General features: G+C 45.4%; 18 protein-coding genes. All 18 read left to right on the top strand.

The genetic code is table 11. From position 1 onward, the window contains the following. Positions 1–2: 2 nt before the first annotated feature. The 18 genes from V1497_RS17590 to V1497_RS17505 all read left to right on the top strand — a co-directional run bounded on the left by V1497_RS17590 (position 3) and on the right by V1497_RS17505 (position 17,302). Positions 3–1,103 (top strand): NADH-quinone oxidoreductase subunit D, encoded by a 1,101-nt coding sequence (locus V1497_RS17590; RefSeq protein WP_349408816.1) that lies wholly within the window; start codon positions 3–5, stop codon positions 1,101–1,103. Continuing rightward, the gene (gene nuoH, locus V1497_RS17585; protein ID WP_349408815.1) at positions 1,103–2,104 is read left to right on the top strand and encodes an NADH-quinone oxidoreductase subunit NuoH; all 1,002 of its coding nucleotides are present in this window, start codon (positions 1,103–1,105) and stop codon (positions 2,102–2,104) included. Before V1497_RS17590 ends, nuoH begins: the two co-directional genes overlap by 1 nt. Before the next feature lie 13 nt (positions 2,105–2,117). Continuing rightward, positions 2,118–2,537 (top strand): NADH-quinone oxidoreductase subunit NuoI, encoded by a 420-nt coding sequence (gene nuoI, locus V1497_RS17580; RefSeq protein WP_349408814.1) that lies wholly within the window; start codon positions 2,118–2,120, stop codon positions 2,535–2,537. Continuing rightward, the gene (locus V1497_RS17575; protein WP_349408813.1) at positions 2,534–3,052 is read left to right on the top strand and encodes an NADH-quinone oxidoreductase subunit J; all 519 of its coding nucleotides are present in this window, start codon (positions 2,534–2,536) and stop codon (positions 3,050–3,052) included. The genes nuoI and V1497_RS17575 overlap by 4 nt, the downstream gene beginning before the upstream one ends. Beyond that, a complete protein-coding gene (gene nuoK, locus V1497_RS17570; RefSeq protein WP_349408812.1) occupies positions 3,045–3,359 on the top strand; it encodes an NADH-quinone oxidoreductase subunit NuoK in 315 nt (104 codons plus the stop codon). Before V1497_RS17575 ends, nuoK begins: the two co-directional genes overlap by 8 nt. 16 nt (positions 3,360–3,375) lie before the next feature. Next, entirely contained in the window at positions 3,376–5,238 is a 1,863-nt protein-coding gene (gene nuoL, locus V1497_RS17565) for an NADH-quinone oxidoreductase subunit L (RefSeq protein ID WP_349408811.1), read from the top strand. Next, complete coding sequence (locus tag V1497_RS17560; RefSeq protein ID WP_349408810.1) at positions 5,238–6,764, top strand: NADH-quinone oxidoreductase subunit M; 1,527 nt, start codon at positions 5,238–5,240, stop codon at positions 6,762–6,764. Before nuoL ends, V1497_RS17560 begins: the two co-directional genes overlap by 1 nt. Beyond that, positions 6,761–8,254 carry an NADH-quinone oxidoreductase subunit NuoN gene (nuoN, locus tag V1497_RS17555; protein ID WP_349408809.1) on the top strand — a complete coding sequence of 498 codons (1,494 nt, stop codon included), beginning with the start codon at positions 6,761–6,763 and terminating at the stop codon, positions 8,252–8,254. Before V1497_RS17560 ends, nuoN begins: the two co-directional genes overlap by 4 nt. Positions 8,255–8,469: 215 nt before the next feature. Then, positions 8,470–8,700 (top strand): DUF1146 family protein, encoded by a 231-nt coding sequence (locus tag V1497_RS17550; protein WP_349408808.1) that lies wholly within the window; start codon positions 8,470–8,472, stop codon positions 8,698–8,700. Between the two features lie 170 nt (positions 8,701–8,870). Continuing rightward, complete coding sequence (locus V1497_RS17545) at positions 8,871–9,605, top strand: YwmB family TATA-box binding protein (RefSeq protein WP_349408807.1); 735 nt, start codon at positions 8,871–8,873, stop codon at positions 9,603–9,605. Positions 9,606–9,636: 31 nt separating this feature from the next. Beyond that, entirely contained in the window at positions 9,637–10,959 is a 1,323-nt protein-coding gene (murA, locus tag V1497_RS17540) for a UDP-N-acetylglucosamine 1-carboxyvinyltransferase (protein ID WP_349408806.1), read from the top strand. 477 nt (positions 10,960–11,436) lie between these two features. Next, the gene (gene spoIID, locus V1497_RS17535) at positions 11,437–12,474 is read left to right on the top strand and encodes a stage II sporulation protein D (protein ID WP_349408805.1); all 1,038 of its coding nucleotides are present in this window, start codon (positions 11,437–11,439) and stop codon (positions 12,472–12,474) included. Between the two features lie 304 nt (positions 12,475–12,778). Then, positions 12,779–13,597 carry a M23 family metallopeptidase gene (locus V1497_RS17530; protein ID WP_349408804.1) on the top strand — a complete coding sequence of 273 codons (819 nt, stop codon included), beginning with the start codon at positions 12,779–12,781 and terminating at the stop codon, positions 13,595–13,597. A 309-nt stretch (positions 13,598–13,906) separates the two neighbouring features. Then, complete coding sequence (locus V1497_RS17525; protein WP_349408803.1) at positions 13,907–14,710, top strand: hypothetical protein; 804 nt, start codon at positions 13,907–13,909, stop codon at positions 14,708–14,710. 2 nt (positions 14,711–14,712) lie between these two features. Beyond that, positions 14,713–15,093: a GntR family transcriptional regulator gene (locus V1497_RS17520; protein ID WP_349408802.1), complete on the top strand. Its 381-nt coding sequence runs from the start codon at positions 14,713–14,715 to the stop codon at positions 15,091–15,093. Further along, positions 15,093–15,782 (top strand): ABC transporter ATP-binding protein, encoded by a 690-nt coding sequence (locus V1497_RS17515; RefSeq protein WP_349408801.1) that lies wholly within the window; start codon positions 15,093–15,095, stop codon positions 15,780–15,782. Before V1497_RS17520 ends, V1497_RS17515 begins: the two co-directional genes overlap by 1 nt. A 259-nt stretch (positions 15,783–16,041) precedes the next feature. Continuing rightward, the gene (locus V1497_RS17510) at positions 16,042–16,923 is read left to right on the top strand and encodes a DUF1028 domain-containing protein (protein ID WP_349408800.1); all 882 of its coding nucleotides are present in this window, start codon (positions 16,042–16,044) and stop codon (positions 16,921–16,923) included. Positions 16,924–17,041: 118 nt separating this feature from the next. Then, positions 17,042–17,302, top strand: coding sequence for a hypothetical protein (locus V1497_RS17505; protein WP_349408799.1), 261 nt, complete (start codon positions 17,042–17,044; stop codon positions 17,300–17,302). Positions 17,303–17,326: the final 24 nt, after the last annotated feature.

The raw sequence follows: 17,326 nt of genomic DNA, 5'->3' as shown, positions 1-17,326 counted from the left end.
CTATGATTCGTACTGAAGAAATGCTCCTCAATGTCGGTCCTCAGCATCCGAGTACCCACGGTGTTTTCCGTATCGTCCTGAAGATCGACGGTGAGATCATAAAGGAAGCGACACCGGTCATCGGTTACCTCCATCGTGGTACGGAGAAGCTGGCGGAGGATCTCCAATATACACAGATCATCCCGTATACAGATCGGATGGATTACTTATCGGCGATGACGAACAATTACATCATCTGTCACGCTGTAGAAACGATGATGGAGATGGAAATTCCAGAACGAGCTGATTATTTGCGGGTCCTTGTCATGGAGCTTGGAAGAGTCGCAAGTCATCTCGTCTGGTTCGGTACATATTTACTGGATATCGGGGCGATGAGCCCGTTCCTTTACGCGTTCAGGGAACGTGAAATGATCATCAATATGCTGAATGAAATTTCAGGAGCCCGCCTGACGTTCAATTATATGCGGGTCGGCGGAGTGAAATGGGATGCGCCGGAAGGATGGATTGAAAAGGTCCGCGATTTCGTTCCGCATATGCGTACACAGCTTGCAGGCTATCACGACCTGATCAGTGGAAACGAAATTTTCTTGAACCGTGTAAAAGGTATTGGCAAGTATACACGGGAAGACGCTTTTTCCTACTCGTTGAGTGGCGCGAACCTCCGCTGTACAGGGGTGGATTGGGATTTACGTAAGAAAGAACCATATTCTCTTTATGACCGTTTTGACTTCGACGTTCCTGTTTTTGATGAAGGAGACGCTTGGTCTCGCTACAAATGTAGAATGGCGGAAATTGAAGAATCGTTGAAAATCATCGAACAAGCCGTCGAGCAGTTCCCATCGGAAGGGGACATCATGGCGAAGGTGCCACGGATCATCAAGCCACCAGCCGGTGAAACGTATGTACGGATCGAATCGCCTCGGGGTGAAATCGGCTGTTACATCGCGTCGCAAGGGAAGAAGGAGCCATACCGCCTGAAGTTCAGACGGCCATCCTTCTATAATCTGCAGATTTTACCGAAGCTGCTGGAAGGCGAAAATATCGCGAACCTCATCACGATTCTTGGCGGTATTGACATCGTCCTCGGGGAGGTGGATGGTTGATGATTGAAAATCTTCTCTACTCAGCACCATCCTACCTGAATACGTTGATCTTTTTTGCATTAGGCGCAGGTCTCTTAATGATGGTTCTCGGATTCGTCACCTACGCAATTTTAGCAGAGCGGAAGGTGATCGGGTTCATGCAGCTCCGTGTCGGCCCGAACCGGGTCGGCGGACCGCTTGGACTCTTACAAACCGTCGCTGACGTTCTGAAGCTTTTATTAAAGGAAGACACGATTCCGAAAGCGGCCGATCGACCACTCTTCATCCTGGCGCCGATCATCGCTTTTGCACCAGCATTCATGGTGCTTGCGGTTCTTCCGTTCTCTGAAAGCTTGAAGTTCTCCGATATCGGGATCGGATTGCTGTATTATATTGCGATTTCCGGCATTTCCACAGTCGGAATCCTGATGGGCGGCTGGGCATCGAACAACAAATACGCATTGCTTGGTGGAATGCGATCGGCGGCCCAAATGATTTCCTATGAAGTGCCACTTGTCATGTCGGTCATTGGTATCATCCTGTTAACCGGCAGCTTGAACCTTGTTGAAATTGTCGAAGCACAGAAAAATCTCGCCTACTTGTTCGTTCAGCCGTTAGCGTTTTTCATCTTCATCATCGCTTCGGTCGCTGAGCTGAACCGTACGCCATTCGATTTACCTGAGGCTGAGTCGGAGCTTGTTGCAGGTTACCACGTCGAGTATTCAGGATTCAGATGGGCCTTTTTCATGCTCACCGAATACGTTTACCTGTTTGCGATGGCTTCCATCACGACGATTCTATTTCTCGGAGGATGGAACCCGATTCCGTTCCTCGAATTCATTCCAGGCGTCATCTGGTTTGCGATCAAGTTCAGTTTCATCGTCTTTGTCATGATCTGGATACGTGCAACATTACCACGTTTACGAGCAGATCAGCTTATGTCATTTGGATGGAAAGTATTATTGCCGTTAGCCTTGCTCAACATTTTCATCAGCGCGGTGATTAAGGAAATCTGGTTCTAACGGAGGGATTACCATGAAAGGACTCGTAAAAGGGTTAAAATACACACTCAAAAATTTAACGAAGCAGAATGTCACGTATTCATATCCGGATGAACCGATCGAAATGCCAGACCGATTCCGTGGAATCCAAAAGTTTTATCCGGAAAAATGTATCGTATGTAACCAATGTGCCAGCATTTGTCCGACCGACTGTATCGAATTGACCGGTAAAAAGCACCCCGATCCGAACAAGAAGGGGAAAATCATCGATACGTATGATATCAATTTTGAAATCTGCATCCTCTGTGACCTTTGTACAGAGGTATGTCCGACAGAAGCCATCGTCATGACGAACAATTTCGAGCTTGCGGAATATAGCCGGGATGAATTATTCAAGAACCTGGAGTGGCTGGATGAAAACGATAAGAATGTGCGAAGGGAGAATAAGGCATGAATGGTGAATTGATCTTATTCTTCATCCTCGCTCTCGTGGCGATTGCGAGCGGTGTCCTCATGCTGAACCTGACGAAGGTTGTGCATATGGTCATCGCGCTCGTTTTCACATTTTTATCGATTGCGGGACTTTATATCATGCTTTCAGCTGAATTTCTCGCATTCGTCCAAATTTTGATCTATTCGGGCGCGATCACGATTATCATGCTGTTCGGGATTATGCTTACCCGACATGATGATAAGACAGAATCGAAAATCGGGCTTCCAAGGTTGATCATGGTTTTATCCGGTATCGGCGTCTTCTTCGTCATCATGTTCTTCCAAATCAATGATTTATCTCTCGGGGGACAGGCTGAGGACCTTCATATCGATAACGCCGAAAAGATCGGGATTGAACTTTATTCAAAATACGTCATCCCGTTCGAGTTGACGTCGGTCCTGTTGCTTGTTGCGCTTGTCGGAGCAATCGTATTGGCGAAGCGTGATGATGAAAAGGAGGCAGAGGATCATGAGTAGTGTACCTTTGTCCGTCTATCTCGTCCTTGCACTCATCCTATTCTGTATCGGATTGTTCGGGGCGTTGACGAAAAGGAATGCGGTCATCGTGCTGATCTCGATCGAATTGATGTTGAATGCCGTGAACATCAATCTCGTCGCATTCGCGAAATACGGCATCAATCCGGGAATAACCGGACAAATTTTTTCCTTGTTTACAATTACCGTCGCTGCTGCTGAAGCTGCGGTAGGGCTTGCGATCCTCATCGCCCTTTACCGTAACCGTAAGACAGTAAATGTTGATGAAATGAACATCTTGAAACGATAAGGAGGAGGTCGAAACAATGAATCCAATCATTTGGCTCATACCTGTATTACCGCTTCTATCCTTCGTCCTTCTCTTATTGTTTGGTCGTAGGTTGAAAGAGGCATCAGCACTTGTCGGCTCATTATTGACACTTGGATCTCTCATCCTTTCTGTCGTCATTTTTGCAGGGCAGTGGGGTGGAGAATCCGTAAAAGAAACGATGGAATGGCTAGCAATAGGCGATATGGTACTTACGGTCGGATATGTCATCAATCCGCTGAACGCATTGATGCTCGTGATCGTATCGCTTGTGAGCTTTTTAGTACAAGTGTATTCGAAAGGCTACATGCATGGTGATGAACGGTTCCCGATCTTTTTCGCTTACTTAGGATTATTCACCTTCGCCATGCTCGGGCTCGTCATCTCCCCGAACCTGCTTCAGCTCTATATCTTTTGGGAGCTCGTCGGTGTCGGTTCATTCCTGTTGATCGGATATTACTTTTATAAAAGGGATGCACGAGAAGCTGCGAAGAAAGCGTTCATTATGACGCGTATCGGGGATGTCGGCTTGTTCATCGGCATGATTCTTTTGTTCTGGCAGGTCGGAAGCTTTGAGCTCGACGTCATTTTTGACGCCGTATCGGCAGGCGATATATCAGAAGGATGGATTACGCTCACAGCGATTCTCATCTTTGTCGGGGCAATGGGGAAATCAGGTCAATTCCCGTTACATACTTGGTTACCGGACGCGATGGAAGGTCCGACGCCGGTTTCCGCATTGATTCACGCCGCTACGATGGTTGCTGCTGGTGTGTATTTAGTCGCTGCGATGTTCCCGTTGTTCGAAGCGTCTGAAACAGCGATGACGACAGTAGCGGTCGTCGGTGGATTCACCGCGATTTTCGCCGCGACAATCGGGCTTGCACAAGCGGATATCAAGCGTGTATTGGCCTATTCGACCGTCAGTCAGCTCGGGTACATGATGCTCGCACTCGGTTCATCCGGTTATGTCGCAGGAATTTTCCACCTGACGACCCATGCGTTTTTCAAGGCGTTACTGTTCCTTGCAGCAGGTAGTGTCATTCATGCGGTACATACACAGAACATCCATGAGATGGGTGGCTTGTGGAAGAAGATGAAATGGACGGCACCGCTGTTCTTGATTGGTGCGATGGCGATTTCAGGTGTACCACTGCTATCTGGATTTTTCAGTAAGGATGAAATATTAGCTTCAACTTATGCCGATGGGCGATACGGATTGTTCTGGGTCGCGGTGGTCGCAGCCTTTTTGACAGCGTTCTATATGTTCCGGTTGTTCTTCCTCGTCTTCACAGGCGAATCGCGCAATACGGATAAGAAGCTGAAAGTTCATGAATCACCAGGGGTAATGGTTTTTCCGATGATCGTCCTCGGAATCCTTGCGGTCATTGCAGGGTATATCAATACGCCGATGGCTGGCTTACTCGGAGATTACCTCGGGCAGAACCCATACATTGATGTGCATCACCACGAAGCGCATTGGTGGATACCGATCGTAGCGACTGGTGTATCGCTATTCGGGATTTTGATGGCTTGGCTCGTCTATGTAAAGAAGAAAGTAGCAAGACTTTCAGAGTCAGCTCCGGATTTTCATTACATCTTATTGAATAAATATTTCATCGATGAAACGTATGATTATAGCTTTGTGAAAGGCACGAGAGGCTTTAGCTATCTCTGGTACTATGTCGACCGTTTCGTCGTCGAGGGCCTCGTCCAGCTCGTTTCAAGCCTTGTCGCATTTACAAGTAAGCTTGGATCGAAAGCGCATGACGGTCAGGTTCAAACCTACGGCGCTGTCGCATTTGCCGGAATGGCGTTCCTATTATTGATCGCTGCTTGGTTAGGGGGGTATTTGACATAATGGATTCCATACTGCTATCTGCACTCATCTTCTCCCCGCTTGTTGGCATCATCGTTCTTCTCTTCGTTCCGAAAAATGAAGAGATGGTGATTAAGACAGTCGGTCTGTTAGCGACATTGCTGCCACTCGCGTTGGCGATTATTGTATACGTCGGTTTTGATAAAGCGAAGGAAGCATTGCAATTCGCTGAACAATACAACTGGATCAATTTCCATATCCCTGGCCTCCCGAATGGGAATGACTTCACGATCAGCTATGACCTTGGTGTGAGTGGCCTGACTGTTTTGCTCCTGTTGTTGACAGCGGTTGTTTCGACACTGGCAGCTGCGGCATCCGTTTGGATTAAAGCAGAGTGGAAAGGGTATTTTATGCTCTTCCTTCTCCTTGAAATCGGCATGCTGGGTGTATTCGCTTCCCAAAACCTGCTGCTGTTTTTCATCTTTTTCGAAATCACATTGATTCCAACCTTTTTCCTGATCGGAAGATGGGGTTACTTGGATAAAGAAAAAGCGGCGTACAGCTTCTTGATCTATAACGGATTAGGTTCAGCGATCTTGCTGATCGTCTTCATCATCCTGTTCATGAAGGCGGGAACGATGAACTTCACCGGCTTATCGGCTTATCTGAGCCAGCCGCCGGAAATGCTTGAGCGGATGTATATCGGAGAGAACTTCCGTCTCGGATTACTGATTGCACTGCTCGTAGCCCTAGGCGTCAAGCTACCGATTGTACCTCTACATACGTGGATGCTCCAGGTCCACGTACAGGCACCACCATCGATTGTCATGATCCACTCAGGGATCCTATTGAAGATCGGTGCATACGGGTTGTATCAATTCGGAATGGGCTTCTTCCCGGGTGAATTTGACAAAATCGCCTTCTGGATCGCCTTACTCGGTGTCATCAACCTGTTGTACGGGGCGTTCATCGCCTTCGTCCAAATCGATTTCAAAAAAGTTCTGGCCTACTCCAGTGTGTCCCACATGGGAATCGTGCTGATCGGTCTGGCCAGCTTGAATGAAGTCGGCGTGCAGGGAGCGATGTTCCAGGTCATCTCTCACGGATTGATCTCAGCATTGTTGTTCTTCCTCGTCGGATTGATCTATCAGCGTACAGGAACATCGTTGATCACCCATTTAGGCGGGCTTTCGAAAGTCATGCCGATCACTGCAGGATTTTTACTTGCAGGAGGGCTGGCTTCACTCGGTCTTCCGGGTATGTCTGGATTCGTCAGTGAATTCATGGCATTCCTCGGCTTGTTTAAAGAGGAGCCGGTATTAGCAGCAATCGGGACACTCGGAATCATTTTGACTGCTGTATATATTCTCCGAGCTGTGTTGACGATTACTTTCGGAGAAACAAAGGAAACGTTGGTTTCGATCAAGGAAGGCCGTTTTGTCGAGTGGCTTCCAGCATTGATCCTGACAGCGTTCATCATTTTAATCGGTGTATACCCGGCCGTCCTGTCCGATCTGTTGCACCTTACGATCAATGCCATGATGGCAGGTAAGGGGGCGAGCGTATGACATTAGAGAAATTATTGAGCTATGACTGGGGAATCATGGCCCCTGAATTTACAATCCTGATCGTTGCAACGCTATTGTCGCTAATCGATTTGTTCATGCCTGCCAAAGCAAGCCGAAGGCCGCTTGCGCTATTAGGGCTCGCAGGTGTGATTGTTGCCATCATTTTCGCACTGTTCCAGATCGGAACACCTGTAACGAGTATTTTGTTCGACACGTACCGCTTCGATTCATTCGCACTTGGATTCAAACTGCTGTTCCTCGTGGCAACTGGATTGATTCTCGTTTTAGCGTATGATTTTGGTAAAGAGAAGGATTGGTCGTATCGAGGAGAATTCTTCTATCTCTTGCTGACAGCACTTCTCGGTGCCATGATGATGGCTTCAAGTGCCGATTTGATTACATTATTTGTCGGGCTTGAATTGCTATCGATTTCTTCTTACATTCTTGCAGGCATCCGGAAGACGAACCTGCAGTCGAATGAGGCTGCTTTTAAATACGTCGTCAATGGCGGGATCGCCACTGCGATTACGTTGTTCGGGATGAGCTATGTGTATGGATTGACCGGGAGCACGAACCTTTATGAAATCAGCCAGGGGTTATCGCAACCTGTTGTCGAGGAGAATGCTTTTCTATTATTAACCGGATTCGTCCTCATCCTTGTCGGTCTTTCATTTAAAATCGCTGCTGCGCCATTCCATATGTGGGCACCGGATGTATATCAAGGTTCACCGACACCGGTCACGACATTTTTGAGTGTCGTTTCCAAGACTGCCGGATTCGTCCTGATTTTAAAAATATTCATGATCAGCTTCCTATCGGTAAGGAGCTGGCATAATACCGTTCTATTGGATCTCCAGCCGTTCATCGCATTCGTTGCAGGGGTTACGATGATCATCGGAAACGTGATTGCTCTAAGACAAAGGAATATCAAGCGGATGTTCGCTTATTCTAGCATCGCACATGCAGGTTATGTGCTCGTTCCTTTCGTCTCATTGTCCAGCCTGGTCTTCAAAGCGACCTGGTTCTATCTACTCGCCTACCTGTTGATGAATATCGGTGCATTCGCAGTCATTCAATTTGTGACAGAAAGAGAACGATCCGAAGACTTGACCGCCTTTTCAGGGCTTAACAAGCGATCGCCAATCGTTGCAGTGATGATGGCTGTGTTTATCATATCCTTAGCAGGACTGCCGTTTACTGCTGGCTTCATCGGGAAGTTCGGTATTTTCATGAGCGCGCTTAGTACGGGACACTTCGTGCTTGCTTCGGTCATGATTGCGACAACGGTCGTGTCCTATGTGTATTATTTTAACGTCCTGGTCCAAATGTTCTTCCGAAACGGAACGAATGAACGAATCAGGCCATCTGTAGGACTGCTAGTCGTCATGTTCGTCTGTACAGCGGGAACCATTTTGTTTGGAGTATACCCGGGAGTTGCACTGGACTTTTTCCAAAACAGCTTCAATATGACGGATATCATAACCAAATAGCCATTTTTAAATGATTGAAAGGGCATCCTATAATTAGGGTGTCCTTTTGTGTTATTTTTAGAAATGCGATAGAAGTTATCATGTATTTGTAGGGAATCGCAGGGAAAAGTCGAATATTGCGTAGGAAATAAATTTTTTGTAGGAAAAAATGTGTAACTTACTGCAAAAAAACGACGGGAACAGTCGAAATATATAAAATATATGGAGGTCCTAAAATGGAACCGTTTGGTCAACAGTCATTGGTGAATATTATTGTGAATTTAGTGTTTCTAGCCGTATCCTGGTGGGCGATCCAAGGCCTGCACATCGAAAAATTCCTAAAGAGCGGGAGAGTGGTACAAGCACGCCTACTCATGATCTTGCTGACAATCGCATTAGCGTCATTAGTGAGTACATTTTTCTTGAATTATTTGTCCTGGTCCCTTCAATTGAAGTATTTGTTTTAAGTGACACGGTCAGCGTGCTCGCACGGATACATAACATGTCGTTTCTTGACTACATCTTCCATGTATGAACCCGTCCTCCCTGGCAAAAATGGTAGTAAGGGTGTTTAAAGTTTTTAAAAAGAACGCCAATTTTTCGGGGAGAGGCAGTGGGGAAGATGAGACAGAAATTCATGACGTTCGGCATGGCATTGGTCATTTTGCTTGCATGCTTTTCAGGTGCGGAAGCCAAACAATCATTATGGTCTGATAAAGAACTATATGATATAACCCGTGTCATGAACCAATCTGGCATTGAGATTAAAGAATGGTCACTTTACGGGAAAAATAACTTTGGTTTTGTTTCAGATTTTAGTGGGTATGTATTGTTAGTAGAAAGCCTGCAGGCAAAATTACCAAACTTTCGGTGGGATAGGGTTGTCGAATCAAGTGAACATTGGAATGTCTCAGGTACGTTCGTAAATTCACTTGGTTTCCAGGAGCGGGTATCTGTCTTTGCTTACCCCCACAAAAATAGGTATAACACGTACATTATTTATGAAGTTCAGGGGAACGAGTGGAATCCTGCTGACTGGGAAGCTTACAAGCCCCTTTATAGGGCAAAAGTCCAATTGCTGTTAGGGAATAATCCTACAATTTATACTTGTGTTAAAGGTCAGAAGTCTGATAAAATGGGTATTGTTTTGCAAAATTTGGCGAAACAACTCATTCAGTCATTTGACGCACATATAATTGATGAACTAAATGAAGAGACATTTCTGTCCTTATCAGCATATACTGACGAATGGAAACATTCCATTACGACCAAACAACAGCAAATGAACCTACAAATTGGACTTCGAAATAACGGAATAGGCGGAAAGACAACCATAACGATTGGAACACCGATTATTACGACTGAATACTAATATATATATAATGGACGCGGAGGGGAATATCTTGGAAAAAATCATCGTCCGTGGTGGTAGGCGGTTAGAAGGCTCCGTTAAAGTAGAAGGAGCAAAAAATGCCGTACTGCCTGTCATCGCAGCATCCATCTTAGCAAGTAAAGGAACAAGCACAATTTCGGAAGTGCCTGCACTTGCCGATGTATATACGATACAAGAAGTTTTACGTCACTTGAACATTGACGTCGCATATGAAAACAACGAGATCAAGGTTGATGCATCACGTACACTGAAGACGGAAGCACCATTTGAATATGTACGAAAGATGAGAGCATCCTTCTTGGTCATGGGACCATTACTTGCTCGTGTCGGCGTTGCCAGGATCGCATTACCTGGGGGCTGTGCAATCGGATCTCGCCCGATCGACCAGCATTTAAAAGGTTTCGAAGCAATGGGAGCCGAAGTGAAAATCGGTAATGGATTTATCGAAGCGAAAAAAGAAGGCCGCCTGCAAGGTGCGAAGATCTATTTGGACTTCCCAAGTGTAGGGGCTACTGAAAATATCATGATGGCTGCCGCATTGGCTGAAGGCACAACAATCATTGAAAACGTTGCAAAAGAACCTGAAATCGAGTGTCTTGCGACGTACTTGAATGCAATGGGTGCCAAAGTGTACGGTGCAGGTACAGGCACACTTCGTATCGAGGGTGTCGAAGAAATGCATGGTGCTCACCACCAAGTCATTGCTGACCGTATCGAGGCAGGTACATTCATGGTGGCTGCTGCCATTACAGGCGGTGACGTGACCATCACAAACGCTCAACAGGAGCATTTGAGACCACTGGTTGCGAAGCTTGAAGAAATGGGTGTTTCTGTGAGTGAAACTGCCGAAGGAGTTCGTATCGTCGGCCCTGAAACACTGAAACCTGTGGATATCAAAACGATGCCACATCCAGGTTTCCCAACAGATCTTCAGTCGCAAATGATGGCATTGTTGTTGGCTGCTAAAGGCACAAGTGTCATTACAGAAACAGTATTTGAAAACCGATTCATGCACGTGGAGGAATTCCGTCGTATGAACGGTGATATTAAAATCGAAGGTCGTTCAGCTGTCGTCAACGGTCCAGCGAAGCTTCAAGGTGCAGAAGTCGCGGCTACAGATCTACGTGCCGGAGCTGCTCTTATCGTAGCTGGGTTGATCGCAGATGGATACACACGTGTGACAGAGCTTCAACATCTGGATCGCGGATATGTCGATTTCACTGGTAAATTGGCTCGACTTGGCGCTGACATCGAACGCGTAAATGATGAGCAAGAAGAAATCGAAGCCGAATCGAAGACAGAGAGCCTGAACGCCAAACCGAACATGGCATAATATATGAATATGAATAAAAACCGTCTCCATTTTGGAGGCGGTTTTTTAGTGGGCTTTTATTGTTGATATATTTAAAAGACTCCAGCGGGAAAAGCAACAGCTGAAGACCCCACAGTGCGAGGAATTAAGGTTCTTCGACTAAAAACCACCACGTCCTGGGGTGAACGTCGAAGCCACCACATCCTGCGCCTGCGGTTACTCGGCGCAAAACAGCATTGATGTAATTGAAATCCGTGGTCTTGTGGAAGTGAGGAGGCTGAAGCGTTGCCCGCGGAAAGCGTCCGCCTGAGTCTGGCGCCACTATAGCATGTAAAAGGACAAGCTCTCGGATGACGGTAAAGGTATTGAAAAGTGAAAATTGGGACAAACCGTTAAGGGCACAGCCAACTTATGCAATTGCTAAATTACGACAGTTCTAAATGGTTGTCCAAGCCCATAAGCTATACTATAAAACCCGTCATTTATGGAGGATTGCTTATGAAGCCTAATCGAAACAGGATGCCTTTCTACATTCTTATTGTCGGACTTTTAACTCTCATACTTCTGCTCCCAGCAATGATCGTCCTGCCATTCAGTGACAAGGTCGACCAACAGATGACAGAACCGACAACACAGTCAGATAATAAGAAGAACACGGAACCAATTGTGTTCAATTCTGACGTTGATGTCTCCGTGTACAAGACAGAATCGAAAACGATTGAAACTCTACCCCTTGAGGATTATGTAAAAGGGGTCGTCGCAGCCGAAATGCCTGCAAACTTCGAAATGGAAGCACTGAAGGCACAAGCGTTGACAGCAAGAACCTACATTATCAAAATGCTGTTGAACCCCGCTGACATGAATCTCCCTGAAGGAGCGGACATCACCGATTCGATCCTGCACCAGGTATACGCAAGTGATGAACAATTAAAGCAGATCTGGGGAAAGCATTACGAAAGCAAAATGAAGAAGATTGCCCAAGCGGTGAAAGAAACAGAAGGAAAAATCATCACCTATGATGGAAAACCGATAGAAGCGTCATTCTTCTCAACAAGTAACGGAAAAACCCAGAACTCGGAAGACTACTGGCCAAGTTCCATCCCTTACTTACGGAGTGTAGAAAGTCCATGGGATAAAGATTCACCGAAATACTTCTATCAACAAGCGTTCTCCGTTGATGAAGTCGAGTCGAGACTGAATATTACACTTAAGGAAGACGGCGAGGTCGGTAAAGTGATCAGCCGGACTTCTGGGAATTATATCGACATCATTGAAATCGATGGCAAGAAACTGAAAGGCAAAGACATCCGGGTTAGCTTAGGTCTCAAATCATCCGATTTTACGATCTTGAAGAAAAACGATCAGGTCATTATCCAAACCCGTGGTTACGGACACGGCGTCGGCATGAGCCAATACGGTGCAAATGGTATGGCCCAAGAAGGGAACTCCTACAAGGATATCATCGCCCACTACTACAACGGCGTCAAAATTACCGACACCAAAGCGTACACCGCCAAACTAACCGCCAGCAACTAAACAAATGAAACGAAAGAAACGAAAGTGTCAGATCACGGCTTCGCCGGTGTCTGACACTTTTTCATTGTATTGCGGGAGTAAGGATGTGGGGAGGTGTCTGACACTTCAAAAGAACGCTGTTGTAGAAGGATTGGTTTGAAGTGTCAGACACGAAAACGAAAGCCAAGTGGGACAAGGGTTCTTGAAAAGTGTCAGGCACTCAACTCGTTACCTTCCCCTGTTTGTCGAAAAAATATTCAGGAAAAAATTTCACCAAGGTATATATTTTGGAAAATGTGCCAACAATGTTGCTGAGGTGATAACAATGAGAGAAGAAGAAAAACAAAAATCAGTAAATCCTCTTAAGGCAAAGTGGTACAAAAAGAAGCGTTGGGTTTATCCGGCAGTATATCTTGGGTTCGCAGCTGTAATTCTAGCATCTGTACTTTGGTATCAAAACACGATTGGGGAAAAGCTCGATGAAGGAGCAAATCCGATCGGTTATGAAGATCAAGATTCAGTGCCAGTAATGACAGACGCAGAAGTATTCAAGTCTCCAGTCGATGACAAAGCTGTACATGTACAAAAGAAATTCTATGACAGTGAAGCATCGGAAGCAGACCAAGAAGCAGCTCTCGTATTCTATAATAATACCTACTTCCAGAATAAAGGAATCAACTATGCGACTGAGAGCGGTGAGCCTTTTGAAGTAAAAGCAAGTTTAAGTGGTAAAGTCGTGAAAGCAAAACAAGAACCTCTACTTGGATACGTTGTTCATATCGAACACGACAATGGAGTCATGACACATTACTCAAGTCTTGCAGACCTTCAAGTTGAAAAAGGCGACACGGTCAAGCAAGGAGATGTGCTAGGTACAGCAGGAATGAATCTTCTTGATAAAGAAGCGAAGGTGCACGTGCACTTCGAGGTCCGTAAGGATGGCGTAGCCGTCAATCCAGAAGACTTCTTCAATAAAGCCGTCACTGACATTCCTGACCAAAAGCAAGACGTGAACCAAGCAGCTTCTGAAACTGAGGAAAACGCAGACGTTGACCCAGCTGAAGAAAACGCCAACGAAACCCAAAGTGATGACGCTTCACCACAGGAAAACTCAACTGAGGATGAAGATCAAGGCGACGCATAAACCCAAACCCGCGTCGACCAAACAAACCAACGATTACAAAGCTCTGGACAAAGTCCAGAGCTTTTCTTTTTGTTCTAATGCTGATGTGTCAGGCACCGAAAATGAACCCTTATTGGAGTAGGGTTTGTGGGAGGTGTCTGTCACTTTTTATCACTCCAGTCATACCAAGGCTTCCGATAAAGTGTCAGACACCTAGAAAACATTTTCAAAAATATGGGTAAAAATCCATTGACATCCTATTTTGTACCAGTGTACTATTTAATTAGTACACTAATACTTTGTTACACCAATATAGGAGGTTCACTTATTATGAGTGCTTGGTTAAGTTTGACGAAGAAAGAATTACGTTTAGGTTTATTTACTTTTCTAGTGCCCATTGTTGCTTTGCTTCTCATCGGTTCCATCGCTGCTTATATAGGCTATCGAGCTGGGAATTTTCATTGGGAAGTATTATCGGGGGGGTCAGCACTTGCATCAAGTTTGACCGTTTTCTACCTTTCATATTATATGCTCTCAAGCCTTCAATCTGAGAAGAAGAAGCTTCATATATGGCTTCACAACCCACTCCCTGCTTACGCATTACTTTTAGCGAAGCTTGTAGCAGGTCTCATCTCAATGATTGTAACGGTCATCATTACGGTCAGCATTTTTGCAATTGCAATTAATCAACTTGATAACTTTTCTTTTCCTATTACGTTGGCTCAATTATCTCAACAAGCCTGGGTAATCGGAATTCACTACTTCATGTTTTCAATCAATTTAGCAGTTTGGTTTATATTATTTTGGATGATCTACCTCGTGCTAACACGTTTTATCGCACCATCAATCAGCGTTATAATCACGTTCATCATTTTTATTCTTACGATAACCTTGTATAACTGGTTCGCCCATTCATGGATTTACGAGTTTCTAACAGGGTGGGGAGAGATCAAAGCGTCGGAGGTAATCGAGAATCTTCAGTACACGACTCGATTTGGACCTGGACGTGTTGAGTTTTCTTCTGATATGGCAGAGATGGGCACCTTCGTAGGGGAATATGTATTTGGTATTGTCCTGACAATCCTTATTTTCATCATAGCTTCTTGGATGCTTGACCGAAAAGTTGAGGTGTAAAAATGACAGATCTATTTCAATCGACAAAGCCAATCTACAGTCAACTAGCCGATCGCATCAACAGACAAATTTTACGTGGAGAACTAAAGCCAGGAGATAAACTGCCATCAGTCAGGGAAATGGCGCTTCAAGTGAATGTAAATCCGAATACAGTGCAACGAACCTATCGAGAGCTGGAGGGAATGGAAATCGTGGAATCGAGAAGAGGGCAAGGAACGTTCGTCACCGAGAATGAAGAAATCTTAAATGCAATGCGAGAAAGACTGAAGAAAGATGAAATTTCCCAGTTTGTCGAAGGCATGCATGCAATGGGATATAAAAATGAAGAAATTGAAGAAGGATTACGCAATTTCCTCAACGACGGGAAAGGAGACCAGGCATAATGATCCATTTGAATAATGTAACGAAGAAATATTTAACCAAAGTCGCGTTACGTAATGTGAACCTTGAACTGGAAAAAGGGAAAATCATAGGGCTTGTCGGAGAAAACGGGAGTGGTAAATCGACCACTTTAAAACTGATTGCAGGACTTGCTAAACCGACTAAAGGTGCTGTCACAGTAAACGGAGAAAAAGTTACCCGCCGTATAGCGGACCGTGTCTCCTATCTGTCGGAGCTGGATGAATACTATGAATTTTATACTGTCGGAAAGACAATCGATTTTGTGGCCTCACAGTTTGCCGATTTCAATAGTGATAAAGCGGAAGAAATACGTGAATACATGAAACTCGACCGGGATGTGAAAGTGAAACATCTGTCGAAAGGAAACCGGGGCCGTTTGAAAATTGTGCTGACACTCGCTCGAGAAGTTCCAGTCATTTTGATGGATGAACCTCTATCAGGACTCGATCCGATGGCACGGAATTCAATTGTAAAAGGCCTTCTTTCTTTCATGGATTTAGAGAATCAGGTTGTCCTCATCACAACCCACGAAATTCGAGAAATTGAAATGGTCCTTGATGAGGTCATCGCTATTAAAGATGGCGATATCATCGGACACCACAATGTCGAACAACTCCGCATCGAAAACGGAATGGGCATCGTCGACTGGATGACCAAAGCATACGAATGATTTTGTTGAAGTGTCAGGCACCGAAAATGAACCCTTGGTGGAGTAGGGTTTGTGGGAGGTGTCTGACACTTTTTGTCACTCCAGTCGTACCAAGGGTTCTAAAAAAGTGTCAGACACCATCTCAGGTCCCAGTTATACCAAGGCTTCTCTGAAAGTACCTGGCACTTCGACACTTCTGCACTGCTTAAAAGATCGAAAGAAGGGGAATGGGGTTGGTGTCAAGAATATGTGAGTAAGTTAAGGAGGGAGAGTTGTCGAAATGTACACAGCTAAGATTCCGAATGATTTAGTGGCTACGTTTTCGATCGTTGGTTATGATCCCGAAACGGAAGAGCATGGTATAGCGGTTCAATCGAAGTTCATCGGTGTAGGCTCTGTCGTGCCTTGGGCGAGAGCAGGAGTGGGGGCAGTTGCGACGCAATCCTTTGCGAACACCTCTTACGGTCCGAAGGGGCTCGAGCATATGGCGTCCGGTAAATCTGCTGAGGAGACAGTGAGGCTTCTAACTGAGAAGGATGAAAAAAGGGAGCTGCGTCAGGTCGGAATCGTAGATGCGAACGGTCAGGCTGCGACCTTTACAGGGTCGGAATGCTACGAGTGGGCTGGCGGAAGAACGGGTCCAAACTACGCTGCGCAAGGAAATATCCTTGTGAATCAAGAGACGATCGACCAAATGGCTGTCACGTTTGAGAATACGGAAGGGACACTTGCTGAGCGTCTCCTTACTGCACTTAATGCCGGTCAACATGCTGGTGGAGACAGCCGTGGAAAACAATCGGCAGCTCTTTTAGTCGTAAAAGAAAAGGGAGGTTACGGCGGCTATAACGACCGCGCGATTGACCTCCGGGTGGACGATCATCCTGAGCCGATTTCGGAGCTGATTCGCCTCCATGATCTTCATCAGCTTTATTTTTCACCGTCCAATCAAGACAACATCGTGAAGATTGAAGGGGACGTCTTCAGCCAGGTCAGCTTTGAGCTTGAGCGGCTCGGATATTTGGAAAGAAGTGATGAGCATACTGAAGATGCGGTGCTGGATGCTTTACGCGTCCTTATTCATCAGGAAAACTTTGAAGAACGGGAACAAAAGCGAGGCTGGATTGACCTGGACATCCTCCAATTCATGAAAAAAAACCAATAATTCATAAACAAACAATCGAGCAGGAAGCGGAATAAGCTTCGTGCTCGATTGTTTCTTTTAGTTACCTTTACTTCCAGATCATTTGTGTTATGATAGCTTAAAACAAAGGAGGGATATTATGGAAATTAAGTTATTATCGAGAGTATCCATGCTTATTTTATTATTCAATTTAACGGTAAGCTTTTTCGTTTTTCCTGAACTGTTCAGCATCTCACCATCAATCGGTATTCTTGTATTAAGCTTTGTCGGAATTGTCCTGTCCCTTGCTGGATACTTTAAAGCCAGTGATAAAAACAAATTTAAAGTCATGATTCTTTTGCACGTTATAGGAGCTTCTGTCCCAATGTTCATCTACCTTTATGGCCATCTTGTGTTTTAACGTACGGTACTCTACCCATCAAAA

Source organism: Pseudalkalibacillus sp. SCS-8 (genome assembly GCF_040126055.1).
GTDB classification, from domain to species: Bacteria; Bacillota; Bacilli; order Bacillales; family Fictibacillaceae; genus Pseudalkalibacillus; species Pseudalkalibacillus nanhaiensis.
Note: the sequence above shows the minus strand (reverse complement) of the source record. Positions and strands in the feature narration are given on the sequence as shown.